This is a genomic window from Arsenophonus endosymbiont of Aleurodicus floccissimus (assembly GCF_900343025.1).
In the GTDB taxonomy this organism is placed as follows: Bacteria; Pseudomonadota; Gammaproteobacteria; order Enterobacterales; family Enterobacteriaceae; genus Arsenophonus.
Genome location: NZ_OUND01000001.1, coordinates 1021844 through 1041773, shown reverse-complemented (window position 1 = coordinate 1041773; position 19930 = coordinate 1021844). Strand labels below are relative to the sequence as shown.

The following is a 19930-nucleotide window of genomic DNA, read 5'->3' as shown; positions in this document are numbered from 1 at the left end:
GTAATTGAAATTTGCAGTGCATTTTATTCCTCGCTTAATTCATTTTGAGTGGTTTTTTGCATCTCCAGGCTTTTCTTAGATAAGGCTAAACCTTGAGTTTGTAGTAGCATCGCCATTTTTTCTGTATCTTGCCGTTCAATGATACCAAGTAAGGTATTACCGTACTTGGAAAGTTGTGCCACCACTACTTTGGCATTTTCTAGCGTTTGTGTGAAACGGTATAAGCCCAAGTTGATATCTGTTGGCAGTGGAATACCGCCTTGAGCATTAGCCACTGCTGCACTTAATAAATCTGCTGGATTAGCTGATGTGGCAAATAAGGGTAAAGAAAGTGGTTTACCGTCGATGGCGGGATTATGGCGTAAATTGTACAGTTTTTGTGTCAGTGTTGGAGTAATTCTTGCCACTTACTATTTTTTTCTGGTTTAAATATTGTGTGTTCTTCTGATTCGGCGGCCTCTTTCAAGGTTGGATTTTGCCAGCTTGTTGGTAATGAAGATTCATCTTCACCCATCAGTTCCAGCGCTTGTAGATACCACATTTTTGCTTCCGCTAAGCTATCCCGCTCTAATTGACGATAATCCTGATCACCGCGGGCGATCAGTAACTCTATCATATTCATCAAAGTCGATAACTTATAATGCATCGGATCGGCTTGCGCAATCGCGTCGGGATCGGTGAGATATTCAGGCACCTCATTCCAGCTGGTATCCTCCAGGAATGGACGTGTATTCCAGTATTGATTTTGCCGTCCGTTACTATAACCGGCTGAGCTAAAAATAAATTTTAACCAACTGGCTGAATCAGCAAAATTTTGTTCTTGGAACAGACGTTTCATCACCAGCATCGGCACATAGTAGAACAGTTCCCAGAAATAGAGTGCATTAGCGCCGGCAAAGTCCATTGGTTCGGTTTTATTGTCTACTTTAGCAAAGAAGCTTTCGACGTTATCAATGTTTTCTAAGCCAGGGAAGGTTCCATTATGATAATTTTTGTCTAATTACCACTCTTTCATACCGTTTATTTTGTGAAATAGAATATCCGGTTGTTTGCCACTTTGATATCCAGCTTCTAAATAGAGGTTATCATTATAGCGATTAAGGAAGCAGGTCACAGTGGTTGGCTGGTCACTGAGTTCACCGGTATAGAGCAATAATGAATCATTATTTTGCCAAATATTTGTTTCTTTAAGTTTAAAGATTTTATTACTGCTATGAATAATTTCATTATAGGGTTTTAGCGTTAAGGTTACTTGCACGCCGTTACGTGGTAGGGCGGGTTCTAGCATATATTGGGTATCAAGGTTTAATAAGGTATCTAGTTCACGATTTGCACGAGCAGTCAATTCCTTAGCAAACAGGGTATTGAGTCGAACTTGATAAATACCGCTATGTTTTTGCGATTGGTCAGACTGATAAATATCACTGAGTCCACCTTCCATATATTGTGCTTTGTTAATTGCCGTTTTTAGTAATAGAGGTTGGGTGTCATCAACGACTTTGCTTTCGATAGGAATTAGGTGGCTGACGGAACCCAGCTCACCACCATCGCGATCGGCTACACTTACCATAAATTCTATAGAGGATGTTGATGGTAATTTATTTAATTGAAGATTCCATGCTTTATTATGTAACACTAATGGCCAATAAAAATCATCTTCAATGATTTCTTGGGTCGCTTGAATAGTACCATTGAATCTTGCTGTTAAAGTGTATCTATAAGGCCTTTGGATAAGCATTGATGATACGGGATTACTGTCGACAGTAAATCCCTGCCCATTGGCTTTAGTATAGATATCAGCAAGATTGCTGTTATCTGGCGCGTCAATAACATCGGTTTGCCAGTTATTGGGGCCCTCCTTTTTATATGGTAAAGTTATACCATTAAAAATACGAGTAATAGAGCTGGCAAAGAATGAGGTATTACTGGTATAGATGATTACGGTGTATTTGTTGCTCTCTAATTTTAATATTGCGGTTAAAAAAGCGAATTTAGTCGGAAAATTAGGCACATTATAATAATTGACGATAACCTGGCCATAAGGAGTTTGTTGATATATTTGCTGTAAATAATCCATAAATTGATCAAGATAGGGATCACTAGTATTTAAATAATTGTTATCTTGTCCTTTGGCTTCGATACGGACAATCACACCATTCAAGTGATATTGATTATTAACTATATCTTTTATCAGTGATAATTGGCTTAAACCGTGTGATAACGGAGCAAGGCCGCTAGGTATCTTTGGTGCGACGGAATGGGAAGTGGCGACAATATTAGTAGGAACCTGGACAGTATAGCTTAATGGTGTTGGTACACTTAAAGCTATCGTCGTATCTAACTCACGCCAAATAACTGATAGACTAAGGAAAAAATCTGTCTGTTTAACATCGTTATTGGTTAGAGTGAAATCTTGGTTAATTGTCCATGACTGCCCGGTAGGCATAGCGTCTTTATCATATTTTGGTTGTTTATGGTACAATATGACCAACATATCTTTTTGAGTAAGGTCATAGGTAACAAATAAACCTACTTGCTCATTAATAGTTGGCTTATCTTTATTTAAAAGAGTAAGAAGCTCATCATTAATATCCAATGTGGTATAAGTAAATGGCGTGCTCCAGTTACCATCGTAAAGGATATGCGAATGTTTTAGATCATAAGTGTATTCGGGAATAAATGACTGTTTGGCCAGTATCTTTTTTTTCTATATTTACCTGCCGCTGTTCTAACCAAAACAGATACAAACGTGATTTAAAAATAACTGCCCGGATAAGATTTCGATAGGGTTTGGCAGAGGCGATAATAGCTTGCCACTCTGTCCAGGCATCAGCCGGAAATCCCTGATTGATAAACATATCATGATTAACTTTATTTCAGGAATAGCTGGGCCAAGCTTCTTGGTTGGCACCGATAAGATAGGTGAAACCTTTTTGCACATCTAATTGGTCATGGTAGCCACTGATTATGGTTAAATTGGCGACCAACTCAAAATCCGTCAGGTAGCTATGAAAAGCCTGTTCAACAATATCGCTGGTTAACTGACTTTGATTAATCGCTTGTAGCAGCTTATTCATCATCTGGGTTTGGCCGATTCGTTAAGTCGGATTAATATAGTTTTCCGGATAGTAGTCCAGTTCCCTGATGCTAGTCCAGCTACTGTAACGGCGATTATATTGTTCCCACTGTTGGAAAAATGGCCGTTGCAGGGCAGAATAATTTACACCAACCTCATACCCAGGCTGCTGAATACAGCGATTAATGTAGAGTTGTACGCTTGCCATGGCCGCGGCTATCTGGCTAGTAGTAACTTGATAACTATCTTGGTTATCAATTAATAGATAGCCATACAATTGATCTCGGTTAGTGAGCGCCAGGTTGTTGTAAGCGACATAAGCCAGATTGCGCGCGACTGAGATTTTCAGCCAAAATACCGTTCACGGTTTTGAGTTGTGATTTGTTAAGAGCATTTAACAGGCTGGTGGCTAAGGATAATAAAAATGGGTCCAAATCTGGCTGAATTGGGATGATAATACTGAGTTCATTGGACAATTGGTCAGTAAAGATTGTTGTTGGATACAGCTCGCTCTTTTGTTGATATGAATATTTGTGATTAACAATAGGTTGCTGATTTTCACAATTGTAAATTGTAATTTCATTAGGTATTTTAATGTTGCCCAATCTATGTATGTGATAAGTTCATATTCATTTTCACTGATCTTTTTCGCATCACCCAAATATTGGATACCTGATGTTGTTTCATAAGCCCAACCATATAGTTTATCTTGATTCCAGATCAAAAATCTTGGCCTTGATTTTAAATTGATTATTCCCTAGCGGATAAAGTAACAGGATATAGCTAAGATTTTTTTCTTCATTATCCAAATACCATAATGCAATATCATTATTATTGTTAATGATTGTAACTTGATAACTATAATCTCCTGATCCTGGATTGTAATCTCTTACCAATGCAGCAATAGCATTTGTTAATCTATTAATGTGAACTTGGATTTGTAGTTGTAAAGAAGACAGTGTTAATGGATAATTGTTAGTGGGATCGTATAAGCTGCCAACCACGGTGGCATCAACCGCTAACGTTTCCCCTGCGATACCACTGCTGAATAAATAAGCATTGTTGGACATCGGTGACAATAGTATCGCTAGTGGCGAGTTTATTAACTTGCTGAGCAGCGGCGGTGTATTCGTTAACGGGGGCATTAATTGCTTTTGCCAGCATGCTGACGGTGAGTTGATTTTTACCTCATGAAGTAATGACGACGGGTGCTTATGTCGCCAATAGGATGGTCTAGTCGTGGAATTGAGTGATAAATTGTAAATTGTTTACCGTTAGATAAACTTTGGTTAACGCTTTTTTTAAGTGCTTTGGTTGGTTTACAATCAGTATGACTTCAGTTAGTGATAGCTTAAACAGGTTGGTTATAAGCGCTAATTGGGCAATCCGGTGGCAATAACAAATGGCTGTTGGACTGAGAGTAAGGGGTTTATCAATGTTAATGTTACTAATTTGTTGCCAAAATTGATTAGTATCTAAGTCTTCAGGACGAATTTTAATATCATCCAGCTAAATCAGTAATTGGTAGGCGATATTTGATGACGAAAGCGCTAACTGGGACGCAAAATAGGGCGCTAGTGCGGTTTTGAGCGCGTTATCTGATAAATTCGGATCATCCAAATTAAATTACTTCTTAGCGTAATAATCAGATTTTCAATTTCAGGTGATTGATTGGTATCGAAATTATCTGTCGTTAATGCGACTAAGCTTACGCCATTAAGATTTTGTTTATTTAACCATTCGACGTTAGTATACAGTCTGTGAATAAACGTTTCGAAGGTAGTTTTATGATAATCGAGTAGATTATATAAAATTGTTAATTCTGCAATGGTCAGCTGATTAGCGGTAGCTAGTAGACAAAATTCATAAAAAGCAGTGGTGTAAGTGATATTGTTTTTGCAAAGACTGTCATTATTATTATCTCCCTTCAATAGCAAAATATTTGATATAGTCTTAGTCATTAATCCCAAATGCTTGCTTCAGATTTGATTTAAAGACGTTTTGTGCCTCAGGTGCTACATCATAATCTTTATCATTTGGGAAGAATTTTTGGCCATATAAAGGCGGATTATTAAACAGTTGGTCATATTAACTGAGCTGTCCATTAACGGCGGCTTGACTGATTTTTAGACCAGCCAAAATACGCGCTTGTTGTTCTTCCAAGTTGAAAAATTGCTCATATTGTTTAATAAGCAAAATATTAGCCAGAAAATCTTTATTAATATGATTGTTGAATTCTTCAATTAATTCAGACAGGGTGAGTGGCGTAAGCTGAGTGGTTTTGTGCAATAAAACAATTTTATGCACTTTTAGTAAATGTTCTTTTAGCTGCTTTTCCGTTGCATCTTTATTAGGTAGGAATAGTTCAAAAAAATCAGGTGGTAAATCGTAATGTTCTGCCAGCGCAACTGCTGTGGTCAGGGTTTGTGGTGGAATGGTGCCAAACACTTTTTGGTATTCAGCGTCTAGGTTATCTGGAGTAATTTCCGTGGTTAATAGCGTATAAATTGGCGGTGATATTTTTAAATCGGTACATATGATAAAAGTTTCATCTGTATTGGCCGGACGATTTTCCGGCTGAATTAATTGCGCCAGCATGACATTATGGTTTTGTAAAACTTGCTGAATAATATCAGTGTAATAATAATAGGTGCCATCAGGATTTAACGTATCTTTAGCCAACGCGTCGAGAATTTTTTGCTTATCGTTATCACCGATTTTTTTGCCAATTTTGGCCGCTAGTACTTGATTGGATAAGGTTAGCGTGCTTACTGGTGTATCCATATTGTCCTGACTCAAAACCAGATCGGCTAAGTCAGGGCGACGATTGTCGATAAAATAGGGTGAATTTACCGGATGCAGTTTTTGTACTTTTGCGTTGCTAAAATTTGTCTGTAATTGAGTCGCGACTAGATGTATTGATTGTTTTAGAATAGCTTGGCGGGTGATTTTTGCTGCCAGTATTGAGCATTATTTTTTGCCTGGATCTTTTTGGCTTGGGCTAACAGTTGTTCACAATCCTGCAAGCTTAATTGATTATCGGCAACTTGATAAAGTTCTTCTTTAGCGTAATCAGCAAGTTCACTAAATGATTTAACATTTAATTTATTAATAATATTCTTAATCGAATTTTCGTTAATTTGGTAGGACATAAAACCCTCACTTATATTAGATGGTTCTATCGTTGTTTTAAAGAAAAGGAATATCTTCTGATGGAATATAAAAATCAGACGTGATTATTTATATTCATATCTTTTAATTTATTTTTATTGATTAGGATTAAATTTAAAAAAATCATAACATACTTTATTTTTAAAGCTAGTATTTTTTATTTAAACTTATAATAAAAGTTTTTAATAAAATAAATTAATTATGAGCTTTATGGATTTAGCTTGTTGATTATTTCTATTTTAAATTATCGCGGCGGTTCATTTTTATTAGAAATGAATATTTAATAATAAGTAAAGGTTAAGTTGATTTTAGTTAATTATTTTTAATTGTAATTTAAAATAATAGATAATTTTTATCATTGGTTGAAACTAAAACGATTAATCTAATAAAGTTTTTTTGCATAGCTATTTGTTGATTCTGAATACGTAATTGAATAAATTATTTATAAATCCTATTATTTATTTTATAAATTTTAATTTTATTAGGATTAAATTTTGAAATCCATGTGATCATAAAATATAAGTTTACTTGGCCATGTTTTTTCACTATTTTTATTTTTTGCTAGGAATTTTTTTCTATTGAAGCGTTTCAGGTTATAATATTTAGTGGTGTTAATTTTTTAATTTTATTTTAAAGTTTATAAATTAAACTCTTAATTTTATTTCTTATATGTAATTATTATTTTTTTATTGGAAATAAATCCGTTAATTAATATTAAATATAGCATTAGAAAGGAATAATAATGAAAAACACAATACAATATCAGCAGACAAGCTATCGAGGATGCTATCCATCAGATGAGCATGGTAAAGTAATAATAATCAACCCGGAGCGAGGTTTTAGATATGAAAATATGATTTTATTAAATGAAGATTTAATAAATCCCTTTTCAGGTGAAAAATAAAATGGAAATGTTTTATTCGAATTATATAAAAAAGTAATTGCCGGTGAATGTTATCAAATTGTTCAGCAATATATATCAGAATATATAAATAAAGATCTTGATGATAAAGCTATTGAGCTGATTAATTATATCTTTTGCCAAGCGAAATTAGCCGGTGTTAAGCTGCTGGTTAGATTTGTCTATAAATATACTAACCATATTCTGGAGCCCGAGGTAGAAAAAGTAAAACAACATATGCAGCAATTAAAGCCACTATTGGCCAATGGCGTAATATATGCCTTTCAATTTGGTTGGATTGGTACCTGGGGCGAGCAATACGGTAGTTGTTATCAAGATGAGGAAAAGCGTCAAATCTACCGTACATTTTATACCGATTTTATGCCGGCAAATAGAAAACTAACCATGCGTTATAAGTCTAATCGAGATATGTTGATTAACTCACTTGGCCCATTACAGTTTAATGACCAATTGCGTATTGGTTTTAATAATGATTACTATACCTTAGATGCGCATATAAATATGCTATTGGCAATGACTTTACTTGGCAAAGTGCGGTAACGATCTGAAAAAAAATTGGCGTAAATTCTATCTATGACGTTGAAATGCCTTATAACGATGATGGCCGTGATGCCTGGTGCCTTAATGCTATTCCTGCTGATTTTGTCTGGTGAACGATTTGGCGCTTTACTGAATTAGGCGCTTCAACCTTTAGTATTATACATAATTTAAATTTATGTATAGTCGCTTTACGCAAAGCGGTTATTAATTTAAAATGATTTGAAAGTGCAGGATTTATTTGTGACCGGGATTATTTTTAGGATCAAACCAAGGAAAGTTATACCACAAGAAGCGCCTTTGAATATATTAAAGATCATCTTGGCTATATGTTAACACTTGAAGAAGCAAATTACCCTTTGTTTGTTAAAGTCGGTGATTATTTTGATTTAAAGTTTAGCCTAAAAAATTATTGTTTTGCCCGTCCAGTAAACGTCAGGCTAATTGCTATTGTGTTACTCGATGAGCAACATGAGATCAAATGGTAGTTTTTTGCCTGCTGGTGCTGAGAGGTGTGCTGCAGGCAGAGGATATACATTTAGTATTTCCTGTCAGGTTCTTAATATAAAAAGCGGAAAACATTTGCTAGCGTTATGGTTACCTGATAAAAGTCCTATGTTAAGAGATGATCACAACTATGATATACAATTGGCAAATGGGGGAAGTAATTTCAGTTTAATTGTTACCGATAAACATCGTTTTAATGTTTTCGCTACCATAATAGTTATTGAATAAAACTCAGCTAGTAAATTGACGGCGTTAGCCAGTTTTTAGCTGTTAATGTGTTTTTTCCATTCAGTTAGCGGGTAGTAAAACTTAATTTCATCGATTAAGGTTAGTTATTAATTAAGTGTTTAATGAATAAAAAAGCTGAAACACAATGTGTTTCAGCTTTTTCACTAGTGAGAAAAATCGATTATTTTTGATTTTGTGTTGCCTGAATAGCGGTGAGCGCAATGGTATAAACGATATCATCAACTAGCGCGCCACGGGACAAGTCATTAACCGGTTTACGCATCCCTTGTAGCATTGGGCCGATAGAAACGAGATTAGCTGAGCGTTGTACCGCTTTATAAGTGGTGTTGCCAGTATTGAGATCAGGGAAAATAAACACTGTGGCTTGACCGGCTACCGGTGAATTTGGTGCTTTAGATTTAGCTACATCGGCCATAATGGCGGCATCATATTGTAGTGGACCATCGATCACCAGATCTGGCCGTTTCGCTTGCGCCAAACTGGTTGCTTCACGTACCTTGTCTACGTCACTGCCGGCACCGGAGTTACCGGTAGAGTAAGAGATCATCGCCACGCGCGGTTCAATACCAAATGCTTTAGCAGAATCGGCTGACTGGATGGCAATTTCCGATAATTTTTCGGCCGTTGGGTCTGGATTTATCGCGCAGTCGCCATAAACTAATACTTGCTCAGGTAATAGCATGAAGAATATCGAGGAGACGATTGAACTACCTGGTGCAGTTTTGATTAGTTGCAACGGTGGGCGAATAGTATTGGCGGTGGTATGAACCGCGCCGGAAACTAAACCATTAACCTCATTTTTTTCCAGCATCATGGTGCCTAACACCACATTATCTTCTAACTGTTCGCGCGCAACAATTTCAGTCATGCCTTTATTTTTACGCAGCTCAACCAAGCGCTCAACATAATTTTTCCGTACTGATTTAGGCGCTACAATTTCGATCCCCGCGCCTAATTCAATTCCTTGCGCGGCGGCAACCCGTTTTATTTCATTAGGTTCACCTAGCAGAATACAGGTGGCAATGTCTCTTTCAGCGCAAATAGCCGCTGCTTTTACCGTACGCGGTTCATTACCTTCCGGTAGCACGATACGTTTATTAGCTTTACGTGCGAGCTCGGTTAATTGATAACGGAAAGCCGGCGGTGATAGCCGTTTGGGGCGTTCAGAATCAGCAGTCAGTGAATTGATCCATTTTTGGTTGATATGCAAAGCAACATAATTTTGTATTTTTTCAATCCGCTCATGATCATCTGCATGCACTTCTAAGCTGAAACTTTGTAGACTTAATGAAGTTTGCCAGGTATTGGTATCTACCATCATCACCGGTAAACCCGTTTCGAAAGCACGGTGACAGAGATCGTGTATCGGCTTGGCAATAGGGTAACCGCCAGTTAACAGTAACGCGCCAATTTCGATGCCATTCATGTCAGCTAGACAGGCAGATACGATAACATCAGGGCGATCAGAAGAGGTCACCAGCAATGTGCCGGGACGAAACAGCTCGACCATATTGGGCACACTGCGGGCACAGAAAATAACTGATTTTATGCGCCGGGTTTGTAATGCGCCTTCATTGATGATAGTGGCATTCAGATGATTCGCAATATCGATACCACGGGTGGCTATCAGGTCAAAATTCCACGGAATACAACCCAAAATTGGTAGCGGACAATTGTCAGCTAACGTTTTGCTATCAATTTTTACGATTGTGGCTTTCGTTGATTCATCAAATATTTCTGATAAATCAGGACGGGTACGGCCATGCTCATCAACTGGTGCATTGAGTTTATTGATAATTACCCCAGTGATATTTTTATTTTGTCCACCACCAAACTCTGCGCGGGCTAACTCAATGCGCTCTTTTAACTGTTCTGGTGTATTGTTACCCAGTGCGGTGACAAAAATAACGTCAGCCCCCAGTGTTTTAGCGATATCGTAATTCAATGATTGGGCAAAAGTGTGCTTACGGGTAGGCATTAAACCTTCGATCAGAATAACTTCAGCCTGCTGCGTATTGTCATGGTATCGCGCAACAATCTCTTCCATTAAAACATCTTTTTGATCATTAGCCAGTAGGGATTCAACATAACTCATTTTTAGTGGTTCAGCGACCTGAACACTAGAGTGGGAGCGTAATACTTCAGTTGTTTGATCTTTATTACCAAAACGGGGTTGAGCGATGGGTTTAAAAACCGTTAGACTAACCCCTTTTTGTTCCATTGAACGAACAACCCCTAAACTGACGCTGGTTAAGCCAACACTAATGTCAGTCGGTATTAACATTATTGTACGGGACACAAGTACCTCTTTAACAATTGCAAGATGTTCAACTCATTACTGCCAATTAGTAGACTGACAGTTTTTAATCTATTTATGCCGTTAGACGGCTCGCGTTCTGTGCAATAACTAACTCTTCATTTGTTGGAATAACCAGAGCAGGAATGCTATCGTCAGTTGTGATCTTGCCTGATTTGCCAAAACGGGCGGCTAAGTTGCGCTCGTGATCATATTTAATACCAATTAAAGATAGCTTCTTAAGGGTTAATTCACGTACTAAAGCTGAATTTTCGCCAATACCACCGGTGAAGATAATAGCGTCTAGGCGTCCTTCCATTAATGCACAATAAGCAGCGATATATTTGGCTAAACGATGACAATAGACATCCATCGCTCGTTTTGCATCTGCTTTAGTGTCATAATTGTCTTCAATATAACGACAATCGTTGGTAACTTCAGTTAAACCAAGTATGCCAGACTCTTTGGTTAATAATGTATTGATCTTATCAACACTCATACCCAAGGCGTCTTGAAGGTGGAACACAATAGCTGGATCGATATCACCACTGCGGGTTCCCATTACTAAGCCTTCTAGCGGTGTGAGACCCATTGAAGTATCTACAGATTGACCATTAACGACCGCGGTAACTGATCCACCATTGCCCAAATGACAGGTGATCACATTCAGTTTATCGATCGATTTATTCAATTCTTTGGCAGCTTGCTGGGAAACATAGTAATGACTGGTACCGTGCGCACCGTAACGACGAATACCATGCTCTTTGTAAAGATTATAAGGCAGAGCATATAAATAAGCTTCAACCGGCATAGTTTGATGGAAGGCGGTGTCAAATACAGCGACATGCTTGTCATTTAAATGTGGAAATGCTTTTTTAGCTTCTTTAAGTCCAATAATGCCAGCAGGATTATGTAGTGGTGCAAATGGAATAGAGGCTTTAATGCCTTCAACGACTTCATCATTGATAATAACCGATTTGGTAAATATTTCACCACCATGAACAATACGATGGCCAATAGCCGAAATGGCTTGCGCTAATTCTGGTTTTGCGGTGAGAATTTGATTGACAATGAAAGCCATCGCTTCACTGTGGGCAGCGCCTGAACCTAAAGCAGCTTCTTTTTTAGTGCCATCTATTTTCCACTTAATACGGGCTTCTGGTAGATGAAAGCATTCTGCTAAACCAGATAGTTGTTCTTCGCCGTTAATCGGATCAATGATAGCAAATTTAAGGGAAGAGCTACCGCAGTTGAGGACAAGTACCAGCTTACTTGACATGGAATTACCTACTATATCGTTATCATGGAGTCTTTTTTGTCAGATTAACCAGGAAGACTAGGGTTAATAAACATCAATCCAATAGAATGCTAGTAGCCTAGCTTATCCCTAGGATTATACTGAATGATTAATATCATATTTATACAATATTATGATATTTTAATTGTATTTATTGACTAAATAACTATGTTTGCAATGTTGATATTAAAGATGCAATATAATATTAACATTATGGATTGAAAAGATAGTAATAGACCAAATATAAACTTTATATGATATAAGTTTTTTCTATAGATTATAGAAGTCGTGGCCTCAGGCAACCAAAGGTGCCCTATAAATTCTACTAAAAAGATTTTATGCTTTATACATTTTTTTAAATTTCGCATGAGAAATTGATTAAAGTCATGTGAAGTATTAATGAATACGACACCAGAAACGACCTCAGGTTTCTTATAAAAGTTGAAATTAGGACGGCAGTATGCCAAGGCATTTCCGTTAGAAAAATGTTTGATGCCTATTTTTCCTGAACATCGGGTGATCACAGCTAGTCGCTTTGCGATTCGTTATATGCCTGCTGTTGCTGTTTTTACCCTTACCTGGCAGATTGCATTAGGTGGTCAGCTGGGACCCGCTGTGGCAACAGGGCTTTTTGCTTGTAGCTTACCTTTGCAAGGATTATGGTGGTTAAGTAAGCGTTCAGTTACGCCACTACCGACGGCATTACTAACTTGGTTTTATGAAATTCGTGAAAAATTTAATCAAGCTGGAATTGCCATCACACCCGTCAAAGGAACACTGAATTATCAGGCATTAGCAGAATTGTTAAAACGTGCGTTTAAACAATTAGAGAGCTCTTTTATTGATGGTATTGAACATAATTTGAATAGTTATTGGGTTAGCTAGTCAGCAATAAAGATAATAAGTATTATAAAATAGGTTATTAATGGTTAAAGTTTGAAAAGCCTTTTTAGATCAATAAAAGGTAAGTTATCACTATAAAAAGAAGGGCGGTAATGCGATGATTTAGCAAATTTCCAGGTATAGGAGAACCATAATGGAAATGACTAATGCACAACGCTTAATTCTGTCTAACCAGTATAAAATGCTGATCAAGCTTGATCCGGATAATGCCAAATACTATCAACGCTGTCAAACTATAATTGAAAATGGTTTTGGCTTGCAAATGAAACAGTTACAGAAAGATTTTGCTGAGTTTTCAGAAGAAAATTGCCAGACTATCATTGATATTATGGATATGTATCATCATGCCTTACAAGTTTCCTGGTAAAATTTGTCGTCTAAAACCGACATTACGGACAGAAGAGTTATCTTTTTAGGCTTTGATACTGTTACGGAAGCACATTATCTTAATTATGTTTGTTTTTTGGTAAATAATGAGGGTCGCTATTATCCGTCATTTTGTCAGTGGTTGTGATGATTTTAATGCTCAAGACACCTATGTGGGATAAATACCTAAGAATGTTAAATGTTTGGACATCTTGTCCGCGTCAATATCATCTTTGTGCAGTAGAAATTAATCAAATCATTAATGCATGACTTATCTAAGGAGCATCAATGGTATTAAAATATAAGGAATTTTTATTTGATTTAGATGGCACGCTGGTTGATTCGTTACCTAATGTTGAACATTGCTGGCGAGAATTTAGCCGTCGAATTGGTGTATCAGAAAGCGATGTATTGCACTATATTCATGGCAAACCGGCAATCAGTTCTATCCGTCATTTTATGCCAAATGCCTCAGAAACTGAAATTGATGAAATTTTTTATTGGCTGGAAAACCTAGAAGCAGCCAATACTTCGGCTATTGTAGCACTGCCTGGTGCAATTGCTTTATTAGAACAACTCAATACATTTGCTATTCCATGGGCAATAGTGACTTCTGGCACAGTTCCAATTGCTTTTAATCGTAGTAAAGCGGCAGATTTGCCGGAATCGAAACACTGGGTCACGATTGAACGAGTTGAACAACAAGGGGTAAACCCGCAGCCAGATAACCCTTTTTGCTTGGTGCACAACTACTCAATTTACCGCCTGAAGCCTGTATTGCGGTTGAAGATGCGCAGGCAGGAATCTATTCTGCTTTAGATGCGGGTTACCAGGTTATCGCTGTTTATGCGCCAGCAGGTATGCCACGGTGAGAAGAAATTTCATTAATTATCAAATCATTTACTGAATTAAATATTTCAAAACCAGATAACCAAAGTATTGTTACCGTGACTCAGCGATAAAAATATGTCAGTTTCATAAATTAGGCCGACAAATTTGCGCTACTTATGGCAAATGAGCCCGATGAATAGACTTAATTTGAGGTCATTTTGAATAGCCAGCTGGTATGGGTATTAATTTTACTGCTAATAGTCGCCACTCTTTTTATGGCTAATAAGATCCGTATGGATGTTGTTGCATTATTAGTCATTGTGGCTTTAGTGTTGAGTGGAACTCTGACGCTTAAACAAGCAACAATCGGCTTTAGTGACCCCAATGTTCTGCTAACTTGCGGCACTTTTTGTTTTTAGTGAGGGATTAGTCCGTACCGGTATTGTCTACCAAGTTGGCGACTGGTTAGTTGTTGTAGCCGGTAATAATGAAAATAAGATGCTGATTTTTTTGATGATCACAGTCGCAGGTTTAGGCGCTTTTATGAGTTCAACCGGCATTGTTGCCATCTTCATTCCCGTTGTTCTTAATGTTGCTAAACAGATGAAAATCCCACCAGTACGTTTGATGATGCCATTAGGCTTTGCTGGACTTATCAGTGGTATGATGACGTTAGTAGCGATACTACCAAATATGATAGTTAATAGTGAATTGGTTAGAGAAGGTTATACGGGATTCAAATTTTTTGCCATTACGCCGATTGGAATTGCGGTGTTGTTACTGGCAATTATTTATATATGGCTGGTTCGTCGTAGGTTAGGTAACTGCGAAATTGCAGCGTGTTCTGCTCCTCATCGGCGCACATTTCACGACTTTATTCGTGATTATAAACTAACAGGCCGCGCTCGTTGTTTAGCCATTTGTCCAGGTTTCCCCTTAATAAGCTACTCACTCGATGAGCTACATCTACGCACACGTTATGGTGCGAATGTTATTGGTATTGAGCGTTGGCATCGTTTTCGTCGATTTATGCTAAGTGTAACGGCTGCAACAGAGTTACATGAACGTGATGTGTTATTAGTCGATATGTCGGATAGTGAGGTTGATCTTAATGAATTTTGTTATGAACAAAAATTGACCCCAATGATTCTGAGAGGTGAATATTTCTCCGCGCGTGCGCGTTATGGCCTTAATGTTGTTGGCATTTACCGTGAAGGAAAAACTATCGATGATAAATTAATTGATCAGCTAATGCGTTTAGGTGATGTTTTGCTGATCGTGGGTGACTGGAAATTAATTCGCTTATTGTCAACTGATAGACGTAATTTTATTGTGTTAAATTTAGCCACTGAGGTAGAGGCAGTTGCTCCTGCTGCATCGCAAGCACCACATGTAATTTTTTGTTTGATATTAATGGTTACTATGATGGCAATAGATGAAATTCCCAATTTTATTGCTGTACTGATTGCGTGTTTATTGATGGGAGCATTTCGCTGTATTGATATGGAAAGCGCTTATCGTGTAATACATTGGCCGAGTATTATATTGATTGTTGGTATGATGCTCCTTTGCATTGGCATTACAAAAAACCGGTGGTATTGATTTGATTGTTAATTTACTAATAGATATTGCAGGTGGTATGGGACCAAGGATAATGTTGCTTTGCCTATTTATTGTTTGTGCAGTAACTGGATTATTTATTTCTAATACCGCAACAGCAATACATTGCTGTTGCTAATCATATGAATGTTTCGCCAATACTTTTTGCTATGGTGATATGTGTTGCAGCTTCCGCGGCCTTTTATGACCCCAGTTTCTTCACCGGTTAATACTCTAATTTTGGCGCCTGGTGGCTTAAATTCAGTGATTTTGCTAAATTTGTGGTTCCTTTTACTGTTTTAGTTATGGCTATCGCTATTGTTCCTCAATTGTTTCCATTTTAAAGTTATCGCTTATTTTATGTAACAAACAGTAAGATAATAATACTATTTATATGTTATATAACTTACTAGATACTAATTTCATCTAAAGATAGGCTGAATCTGGCTGGGTACAAAAACTTCAATAAAGTATTGCATTTTATCACTATAACGTTCAGAAAGTGTTTTTTCAAGTCGCATTTTAGCTAGATTAAACTCGGTATTACCTGCAGATAACTCTTCTAAGCATTTTAAATAGGCACAAAGTGGATCCGCTTGTTTAACGATAGCGCGTTCTTCCTCAGTATGATATTCATCATCCAAAATCGGCTGAAAATCTTGTTGTAATTCTTCTGGTAGCATAGCAATAAGTTTTTGCTGAGCGTATTTTTCAATTTTTTTTGTATTCGTTAGCAATTTGTGGGTTATGATATTTTATTGGTGTTGGCAGATCACCGGTGATCACTTCACTGGCGGCATGATACATAGCGAGCAGAGTAATACGTTCAGGATTTAGTTGGTCATTAAATTTTCGATTTTTAATGCAAGCAAGGGCATGAGCGACAAAGGCAACTTGTAAATTATGCTCTGAAATATTTTCGGTACGTACATTGCGCATTAATGGCCAACGATTAATTAATTTCATCCGAGAAAGATGGGAAAAAAATAACTCATAGATTGTCCTCACGGGATTGTTATAGTGATAAGCATTGTGGATTGATTAGATTAACAAGTAAATAACAGAACAAAACATCCCTAATATAGATTAAGAATGTTCTATTATTGGACAACTATTGGCGATAGTTGAGCAGGAATTGGCTAAATTTATTAATTGCAGCTTCAAGCTCGCCAACATGTAGCGTAACAATTCTGACATGATCGGGTTCAGGCCAATTAAAAGCGGTTCCTTGAACCAATAAAACTTTTTCCTGTAAGAGTAAATCAAGTACCATTTTTTGGTCGTTTGAGATATTGAACTTTTTAATATTAATTTTGGGAAACATATATAAAGCACCTTGCGGTTTAACACATGATACCCCAGGAATTTCATTAATCAGTTCCCAGGCGCGATTACGTTGTTAATATAATCGCCCACCAGGACAGATAAATTCGTTAATACTTTGATAACCGCCTAATGCGGTTTGGATTGCATGTTGCATAGGAACGTTAGCACAAAGCCGCATGGAGGCTAATATTTCTAAGCCTTCAATATAGCTTTTGGCATTTTCTTTCGGACCATTAAGCACCATCCAGCCTTGACGAAAACCAGCAACCCGATAAGTTTTTGATAAACCATTAAAAGTAACGGTTAATAGATCCGGTACTAACGCGGCAATTGAATGATGCTTAGCATCATCGTAAAGAATTTTATCGTAGATCTCATTGGCAAAAATTATCAACTGATGCTGACGAGCGATTTCGACGATCTCCATTAATAATGGTTTGCTGTAAACAGAACCATTAGGATTATTGGGATTAATGATGACGATACCACGTGTTCGAGGGGTAATTTTTTTGCGAATATCATCTAGATCGGGAAACCAATTTTGTTCTTCATCACATCTATAGTGTACAGCTTTACCACCGGAAAGAGATACCGCAGCAGTCCATAGCGGATAGTCAGGAGCTGGGACTAACATTTCATCGTTATTATTCAATAAGGCTTGCATCGATTGCACGATGAATTCAGAAACACCATTACCAATAAAGATATCCTCGATATTAATGTCAAGCATTCCTCTAGCTTGATAGTGTTGCATGATTGCTTTGCGGGCGGAGTAAATTCCTTTTGAATCACTGTAACCTTGTGAGTGAGTAAGATTGTGTAAAACATCAAATAAAATTTCATCCGGCGCTTCAAAACCAAAAGGCGCTGGATTACCAATATGAAGTTTAAGAACCTTATGGCCTTCTTCTTCAAGACGTCTGGCCTCTTTAAGAACAGGCCCTCTTATGTCGTAGCATACGTTATCCAATTTATTGGATTTAGTTATTGTATTCATTTACTCTGTTTGAACCTCAACGTTAATAGAATATGAGGAAATTTTGCTGCATATTTATATTCACCACTCTACTTCTTAGTTGGAAAAATTTTGAAGATATAGGCTTATTTTTGGTAGAAAAGGTTTGTTTAAATAATTAAATTAGGTCAAATAAACCTTTTATATAACTTAATTAGATAAATAAATTTAAAAATCTTGTATAAGTTAGCCTTATATTTTAGCTGTAAGATGATTTTTAGTATACAAAGAATAAATTACTTAGTAATGGATTTGGCAGTGCATTTTTTGTTACAAACCATTGGTGGTTTCATGATAGAAATATTGTTTTTATAACATATAATTAAAGTTAATATGTTATTGCCCTATCTCGGCAAATAGAGTTTTGTTGCTGATTATCAATTAATAGTTTTTCCTAGCTGCATTATCTTTGACAGTTATTTTGTTGAGAATAACCTATTTTCTTGCTGTTTGAAAAATCGTTATTTTAGCGCATAGGACTGGAATTAAAAATTATTCTAATAAAAACGAGAAGAGGAACATTCTCATTGGCATTTTGTTTATCAATATGTAAAAAATGCTTATTATTAAGCAATTTAAGTTAATAAAAGGTGTATACACAGTAATAAATACTGCATTAATAGAAATAAATTTTAATGTATAAGGTTTTATCTTTATTTCTTTAACTATCAATGATTTTAATATCTATTGAATTCGTAAAAACACCAGGAATGATATAAGAGAATAAAATGATAAATTCAAATCGCCCAATTATGAATCTCGATCTTGATTTACTTAGGACTTTCGTTGCTGTTGCCGATCTTAATACATTTACGGCAGCTGCTGCAGCTGTTTGTCGTACTCAATCAGCCGTTAGCCAACAAATGCAGCGTTTAGAGCAGCTAGTGGGCCGTGAGCTTTTTGAACGCCATGGCCGTAATAAATTATTAACGGATCATGGTTTGCAATTATTAGGTTATGCGCGGCAAATATTACGGGCTAATGATGATGCTTCAGCTTCACTAACATATAATGATGCTGAAGGTGAGTTGCGAGTTGGTGTTTCTGATGACACTACTAATACTTTATTACCATTTCTGCTGAATCGTATCGCATCAGTATATCCGCGTATGGCTGTTGATATTTATATAAAGCGCGCTCATCTTATTAAAAAAATGCTGGATAATGGTGAAATTGATTTAGCATTAATACCCACAGAATTGAGTCAATATCCAAGTACGTTGTTACGTTCTGCCCCGATCCTTTGGCATTGTGCACCTGATTTTCAGCATCAATTAAATGAGCCAGTTCCCTTGGTTGTTATGGATGAAACCAATCCATTTCGTGAAATAGCGATAAGTACCCTTAATACTACGGGTATCAAATGGCGTATTGCTTATGAAGCAGCTTCGTTATCGGCAGTGCTTGCCGCTGTTAATGCAGAAGTCGGTATCAGTGCGCGTCCGCTAGAAATGCAGACTGGTGATTTAAGAATACTGAGCGAAAGTGATGGTTTACCCTGCTTACCCGAAATTCGTTATTGGTTATACCGTAATATTAATGAACAAAACGAGGCTATTTTAACTGTATTTGGTGCAATTAAAAATAAGAAAACACCTTATATAGTACAGCCGATTAGCGAGACAATTAATAAAGAAATATTATAAATCTGACGGTTAGTAAATTACGCTTTAGTTAACGTTGTTATTTAAGTTAAATATGGCGAGCGCTGCTATTATTCCTGCACTGTTTCTCTATTTTATATAGTTATAGTAGTGCATTTTTTATTTTCCCTAGAAAAGCTTATTTTGTTTAGCTGACAATAGCTAAAAATATTAGTACATAAAATATTCTTT

17 protein-coding genes and 6 pseudogenes are annotated in these 19930 nt (G+C 36.8%); 9 read left to right on the top strand and 14 right to left on the bottom strand.

Annotation, left to right across the window (positions count from 1 at the left end):
• Positions 1 to 23: 23 nt before the first annotated feature.
• From ARADI_RS05675 to ARADI_RS05630, 10 genes are all read right to left on the bottom strand, one after another.
• Entirely contained in the window at positions 24 to 407 is a 384-nt protein-coding gene (locus ARADI_RS05675; RefSeq protein ID WP_119711416.1) for a hypothetical protein, read from the bottom strand.
• The gene (locus ARADI_RS05670; protein ID WP_119711415.1) at positions 383 to 904 is read right to left on the bottom strand and encodes a hypothetical protein; all 522 of its coding nucleotides are present in this window, start codon (positions 902 to 904) and stop codon (positions 383 to 385) included. Before ARADI_RS05670 ends, ARADI_RS05675 begins: the two co-directional genes overlap by 25 nt.
• Positions 905 to 1000: 96 nt before the next feature.
• Entirely contained in the window at positions 1001 to 2596 is a 1596-nt protein-coding gene (locus ARADI_RS05665) for a hypothetical protein (RefSeq protein ID WP_119711414.1), read from the bottom strand.
• Positions 2597 to 2657: 61 nt separating this feature from the next.
• A complete protein-coding gene (locus ARADI_RS05660; RefSeq protein WP_119711413.1) occupies positions 2658 to 2858 on the bottom strand; it encodes a neuraminidase-like domain-containing protein in 201 nt (66 codons plus the stop codon).
• A gap of 18 nt (positions 2859 to 2876) precedes the next feature.
• Complete coding sequence (locus ARADI_RS05655; RefSeq protein ID WP_147392367.1) at positions 2877 to 3080, bottom strand: hypothetical protein; 204 nt, start codon at positions 3078 to 3080, stop codon at positions 2877 to 2879.
• Between the two features lie 18 nt (positions 3081 to 3098).
• Positions 3099 to 3377, bottom strand: coding sequence for a neuraminidase-like domain-containing protein (locus tag ARADI_RS05650; protein WP_369406979.1), 279 nt, complete (start codon positions 3375 to 3377; stop codon positions 3099 to 3101).
• Positions 3378 to 3780: 403 nt separating this feature from the next.
• Entirely contained in the window at positions 3781 to 4221 is a 441-nt protein-coding gene (locus tag ARADI_RS05645; RefSeq protein ID WP_119711409.1) for a hypothetical protein, read from the bottom strand.
• A 429-nt stretch (positions 4222 to 4650) separates the two neighbouring features.
• Positions 4651 to 5037 carry a hypothetical protein gene (locus ARADI_RS05640; protein WP_119711408.1) on the bottom strand — a complete coding sequence of 129 codons (387 nt, stop codon included), beginning with the start codon at positions 5035 to 5037 and terminating at the stop codon, positions 4651 to 4653.
• Between the two features lie 127 nt (positions 5038 to 5164).
• Positions 5165 to 5875, bottom strand: a complete 711-nt coding sequence (locus tag ARADI_RS05635; protein ID WP_238149153.1) for a hypothetical protein — start codon at positions 5873 to 5875, stop codon at positions 5165 to 5167.
• Between the two features lie 128 nt (positions 5876 to 6003).
• Complete coding sequence (locus ARADI_RS05630) at positions 6004 to 6228, bottom strand: hypothetical protein (RefSeq protein WP_119711406.1); 225 nt, start codon at positions 6226 to 6228, stop codon at positions 6004 to 6006.
• A gap of 761 nt (positions 6229 to 6989) precedes the next feature.
• On the opposite strand from ARADI_RS05630, the gene ARADI_RS05625 reads away from it, so the two are divergent.
• From ARADI_RS05625 to ARADI_RS05610, 4 genes and pseudogenes are all read left to right on the top strand, one after another.
• Positions 6990 to 7151, top strand: a complete 162-nt coding sequence (locus tag ARADI_RS05625; RefSeq protein WP_182853104.1) for a hypothetical protein — start codon at positions 6990 to 6992, stop codon at positions 7149 to 7151.
• 36 nt (positions 7152 to 7187) lie between these two features.
• On the top strand, positions 7188 to 7709 hold the full coding sequence (locus tag ARADI_RS05620; RefSeq protein ID WP_119711405.1) for a DUF4874 domain-containing protein: 522 nt from the start codon (positions 7188 to 7190) through the stop codon (positions 7707 to 7709).
• 287 nt (positions 7710 to 7996) lie between these two features.
• Positions 7997 to 8194: pseudogene (locus ARADI_RS05615) on the top strand (DUF4832 domain-containing protein); the annotation flags it as partial.
• 4 nt (positions 8195 to 8198) lie between these two features.
• Complete coding sequence (locus tag ARADI_RS05610) at positions 8199 to 8441, top strand: hypothetical protein (RefSeq protein ID WP_119711403.1); 243 nt, start codon at positions 8199 to 8201, stop codon at positions 8439 to 8441.
• A 181-nt stretch (positions 8442 to 8622) separates the two neighbouring features.
• Here ARADI_RS05610 and pta read toward each other — a convergent pair whose 3' ends face one another.
• The gene (gene pta / locus ARADI_RS05605) at positions 8623 to 10761 is read right to left on the bottom strand and encodes a phosphate acetyltransferase (RefSeq protein WP_119711402.1); all 2139 of its coding nucleotides are present in this window, start codon (positions 10759 to 10761) and stop codon (positions 8623 to 8625) included.
• A gap of 73 nt (positions 10762 to 10834) precedes the next feature.
• Entirely contained in the window at positions 10835 to 12037 is a 1203-nt protein-coding gene (locus ARADI_RS05600; protein WP_119711401.1) for an acetate kinase, read from the bottom strand.
• Between the two features lie 459 nt (positions 12038 to 12496).
• On the opposite strand from ARADI_RS05600, the gene yfbV reads away from it, so the two are divergent.
• From yfbV to ARADI_RS05580, 4 genes and pseudogenes are all read left to right on the top strand, one after another.
• A complete protein-coding gene (gene yfbV, locus ARADI_RS05595; RefSeq protein WP_119711400.1) occupies positions 12497 to 12940 on the top strand; it encodes a terminus macrodomain insulation protein YfbV in 444 nt (147 codons plus the stop codon).
• Between the two features lie 151 nt (positions 12941 to 13091).
• Positions 13092 to 13594: pseudogene (locus ARADI_RS05590) on the top strand (YfbU family protein).
• Between the two features lie 18 nt (positions 13595 to 13612).
• Positions 13613 to 14286: pseudogene (locus ARADI_RS05585) on the top strand (sugar phosphatase).
• An 87-nt stretch (positions 14287 to 14373) separates the two neighbouring features.
• A pseudogene (locus tag ARADI_RS05580) lies at positions 14374 to 16098 on the top strand (SLC13 family permease).
• 65 nt (positions 16099 to 16163) lie between these two features.
• Here the strand turns inward: ARADI_RS05580 and yfbR are convergent.
• Positions 16164 to 16720: pseudogene (gene yfbR, locus ARADI_RS05575) on the bottom strand (5'-deoxynucleotidase).
• Positions 16721 to 16865: 145 nt separating this feature from the next.
• Positions 16866 to 18077: pseudogene (locus tag ARADI_RS05570) on the bottom strand (pyridoxal phosphate-dependent aminotransferase).
• 746 nt (positions 18078 to 18823) lie between these two features.
• On the opposite strand from ARADI_RS05570, the gene ARADI_RS05565 reads away from it, so the two are divergent.
• Entirely contained in the window at positions 18824 to 19741 is a 918-nt protein-coding gene (locus ARADI_RS05565; RefSeq protein ID WP_119711399.1) for a LysR substrate-binding domain-containing protein, read from the top strand.
• The last annotated feature ends 189 nt before the right edge of the window (positions 19742 to 19930 follow it).

Bases quoted from the DNA above. Each gene is read 5' to 3' on its own strand.
- ARADI_RS05670 (WP_119711415.1), bottom strand. From the start codon at position 904: ATGGACTTTGCCGGCGCTAATGCACTCTATTTCTGGGAACTGTTCTAC.
- ARADI_RS05660 (WP_119711413.1), bottom strand. From the start codon at position 2,858: ATGTTTATCAATCAGGGATTTCCGGCTGATGCCTGGACAGAGTGGCAA.
- ARADI_RS05655 (WP_147392367.1), bottom strand. From the start codon at position 3,080: ATGATGAATAAGCTGCTACAAGCGATTAATCAAAGTCAGTTAACCAGC.
- ARADI_RS05645 (WP_119711409.1), bottom strand. From the start codon at position 4,221: ATGCCCCCGTTAACGAATACACCGCCGCTGCTCAGCAAGTTAATAAAC.
- ARADI_RS05640 (WP_119711408.1), bottom strand. From the start codon at position 5,037: ATGACTAAGACTATATCAAATATTTTGCTATTGAAGGGAGATAATAAT.
- ARADI_RS05630 (WP_119711406.1), bottom strand. From the start codon at position 6,228: ATGTCCTACCAAATTAACGAAAATTCGATTAAGAATATTATTAATAAA.
- ARADI_RS05625 (WP_182853104.1), top strand. From the start codon at position 6,990: ATGAAAAACACAATACAATATCAGCAGACAAGCTATCGAGGATGCTAT.
- ARADI_RS05600 (WP_119711401.1), bottom strand. From the start codon at position 12,037: ATGTCAAGTAAGCTGGTACTTGTCCTCAACTGCGGTAGCTCTTCCCTT.
- ARADI_RS05565 (WP_119711399.1), top strand. From the start codon at position 18,824: ATGATAAATTCAAATCGCCCAATTATGAATCTCGATCTTGATTTACTT.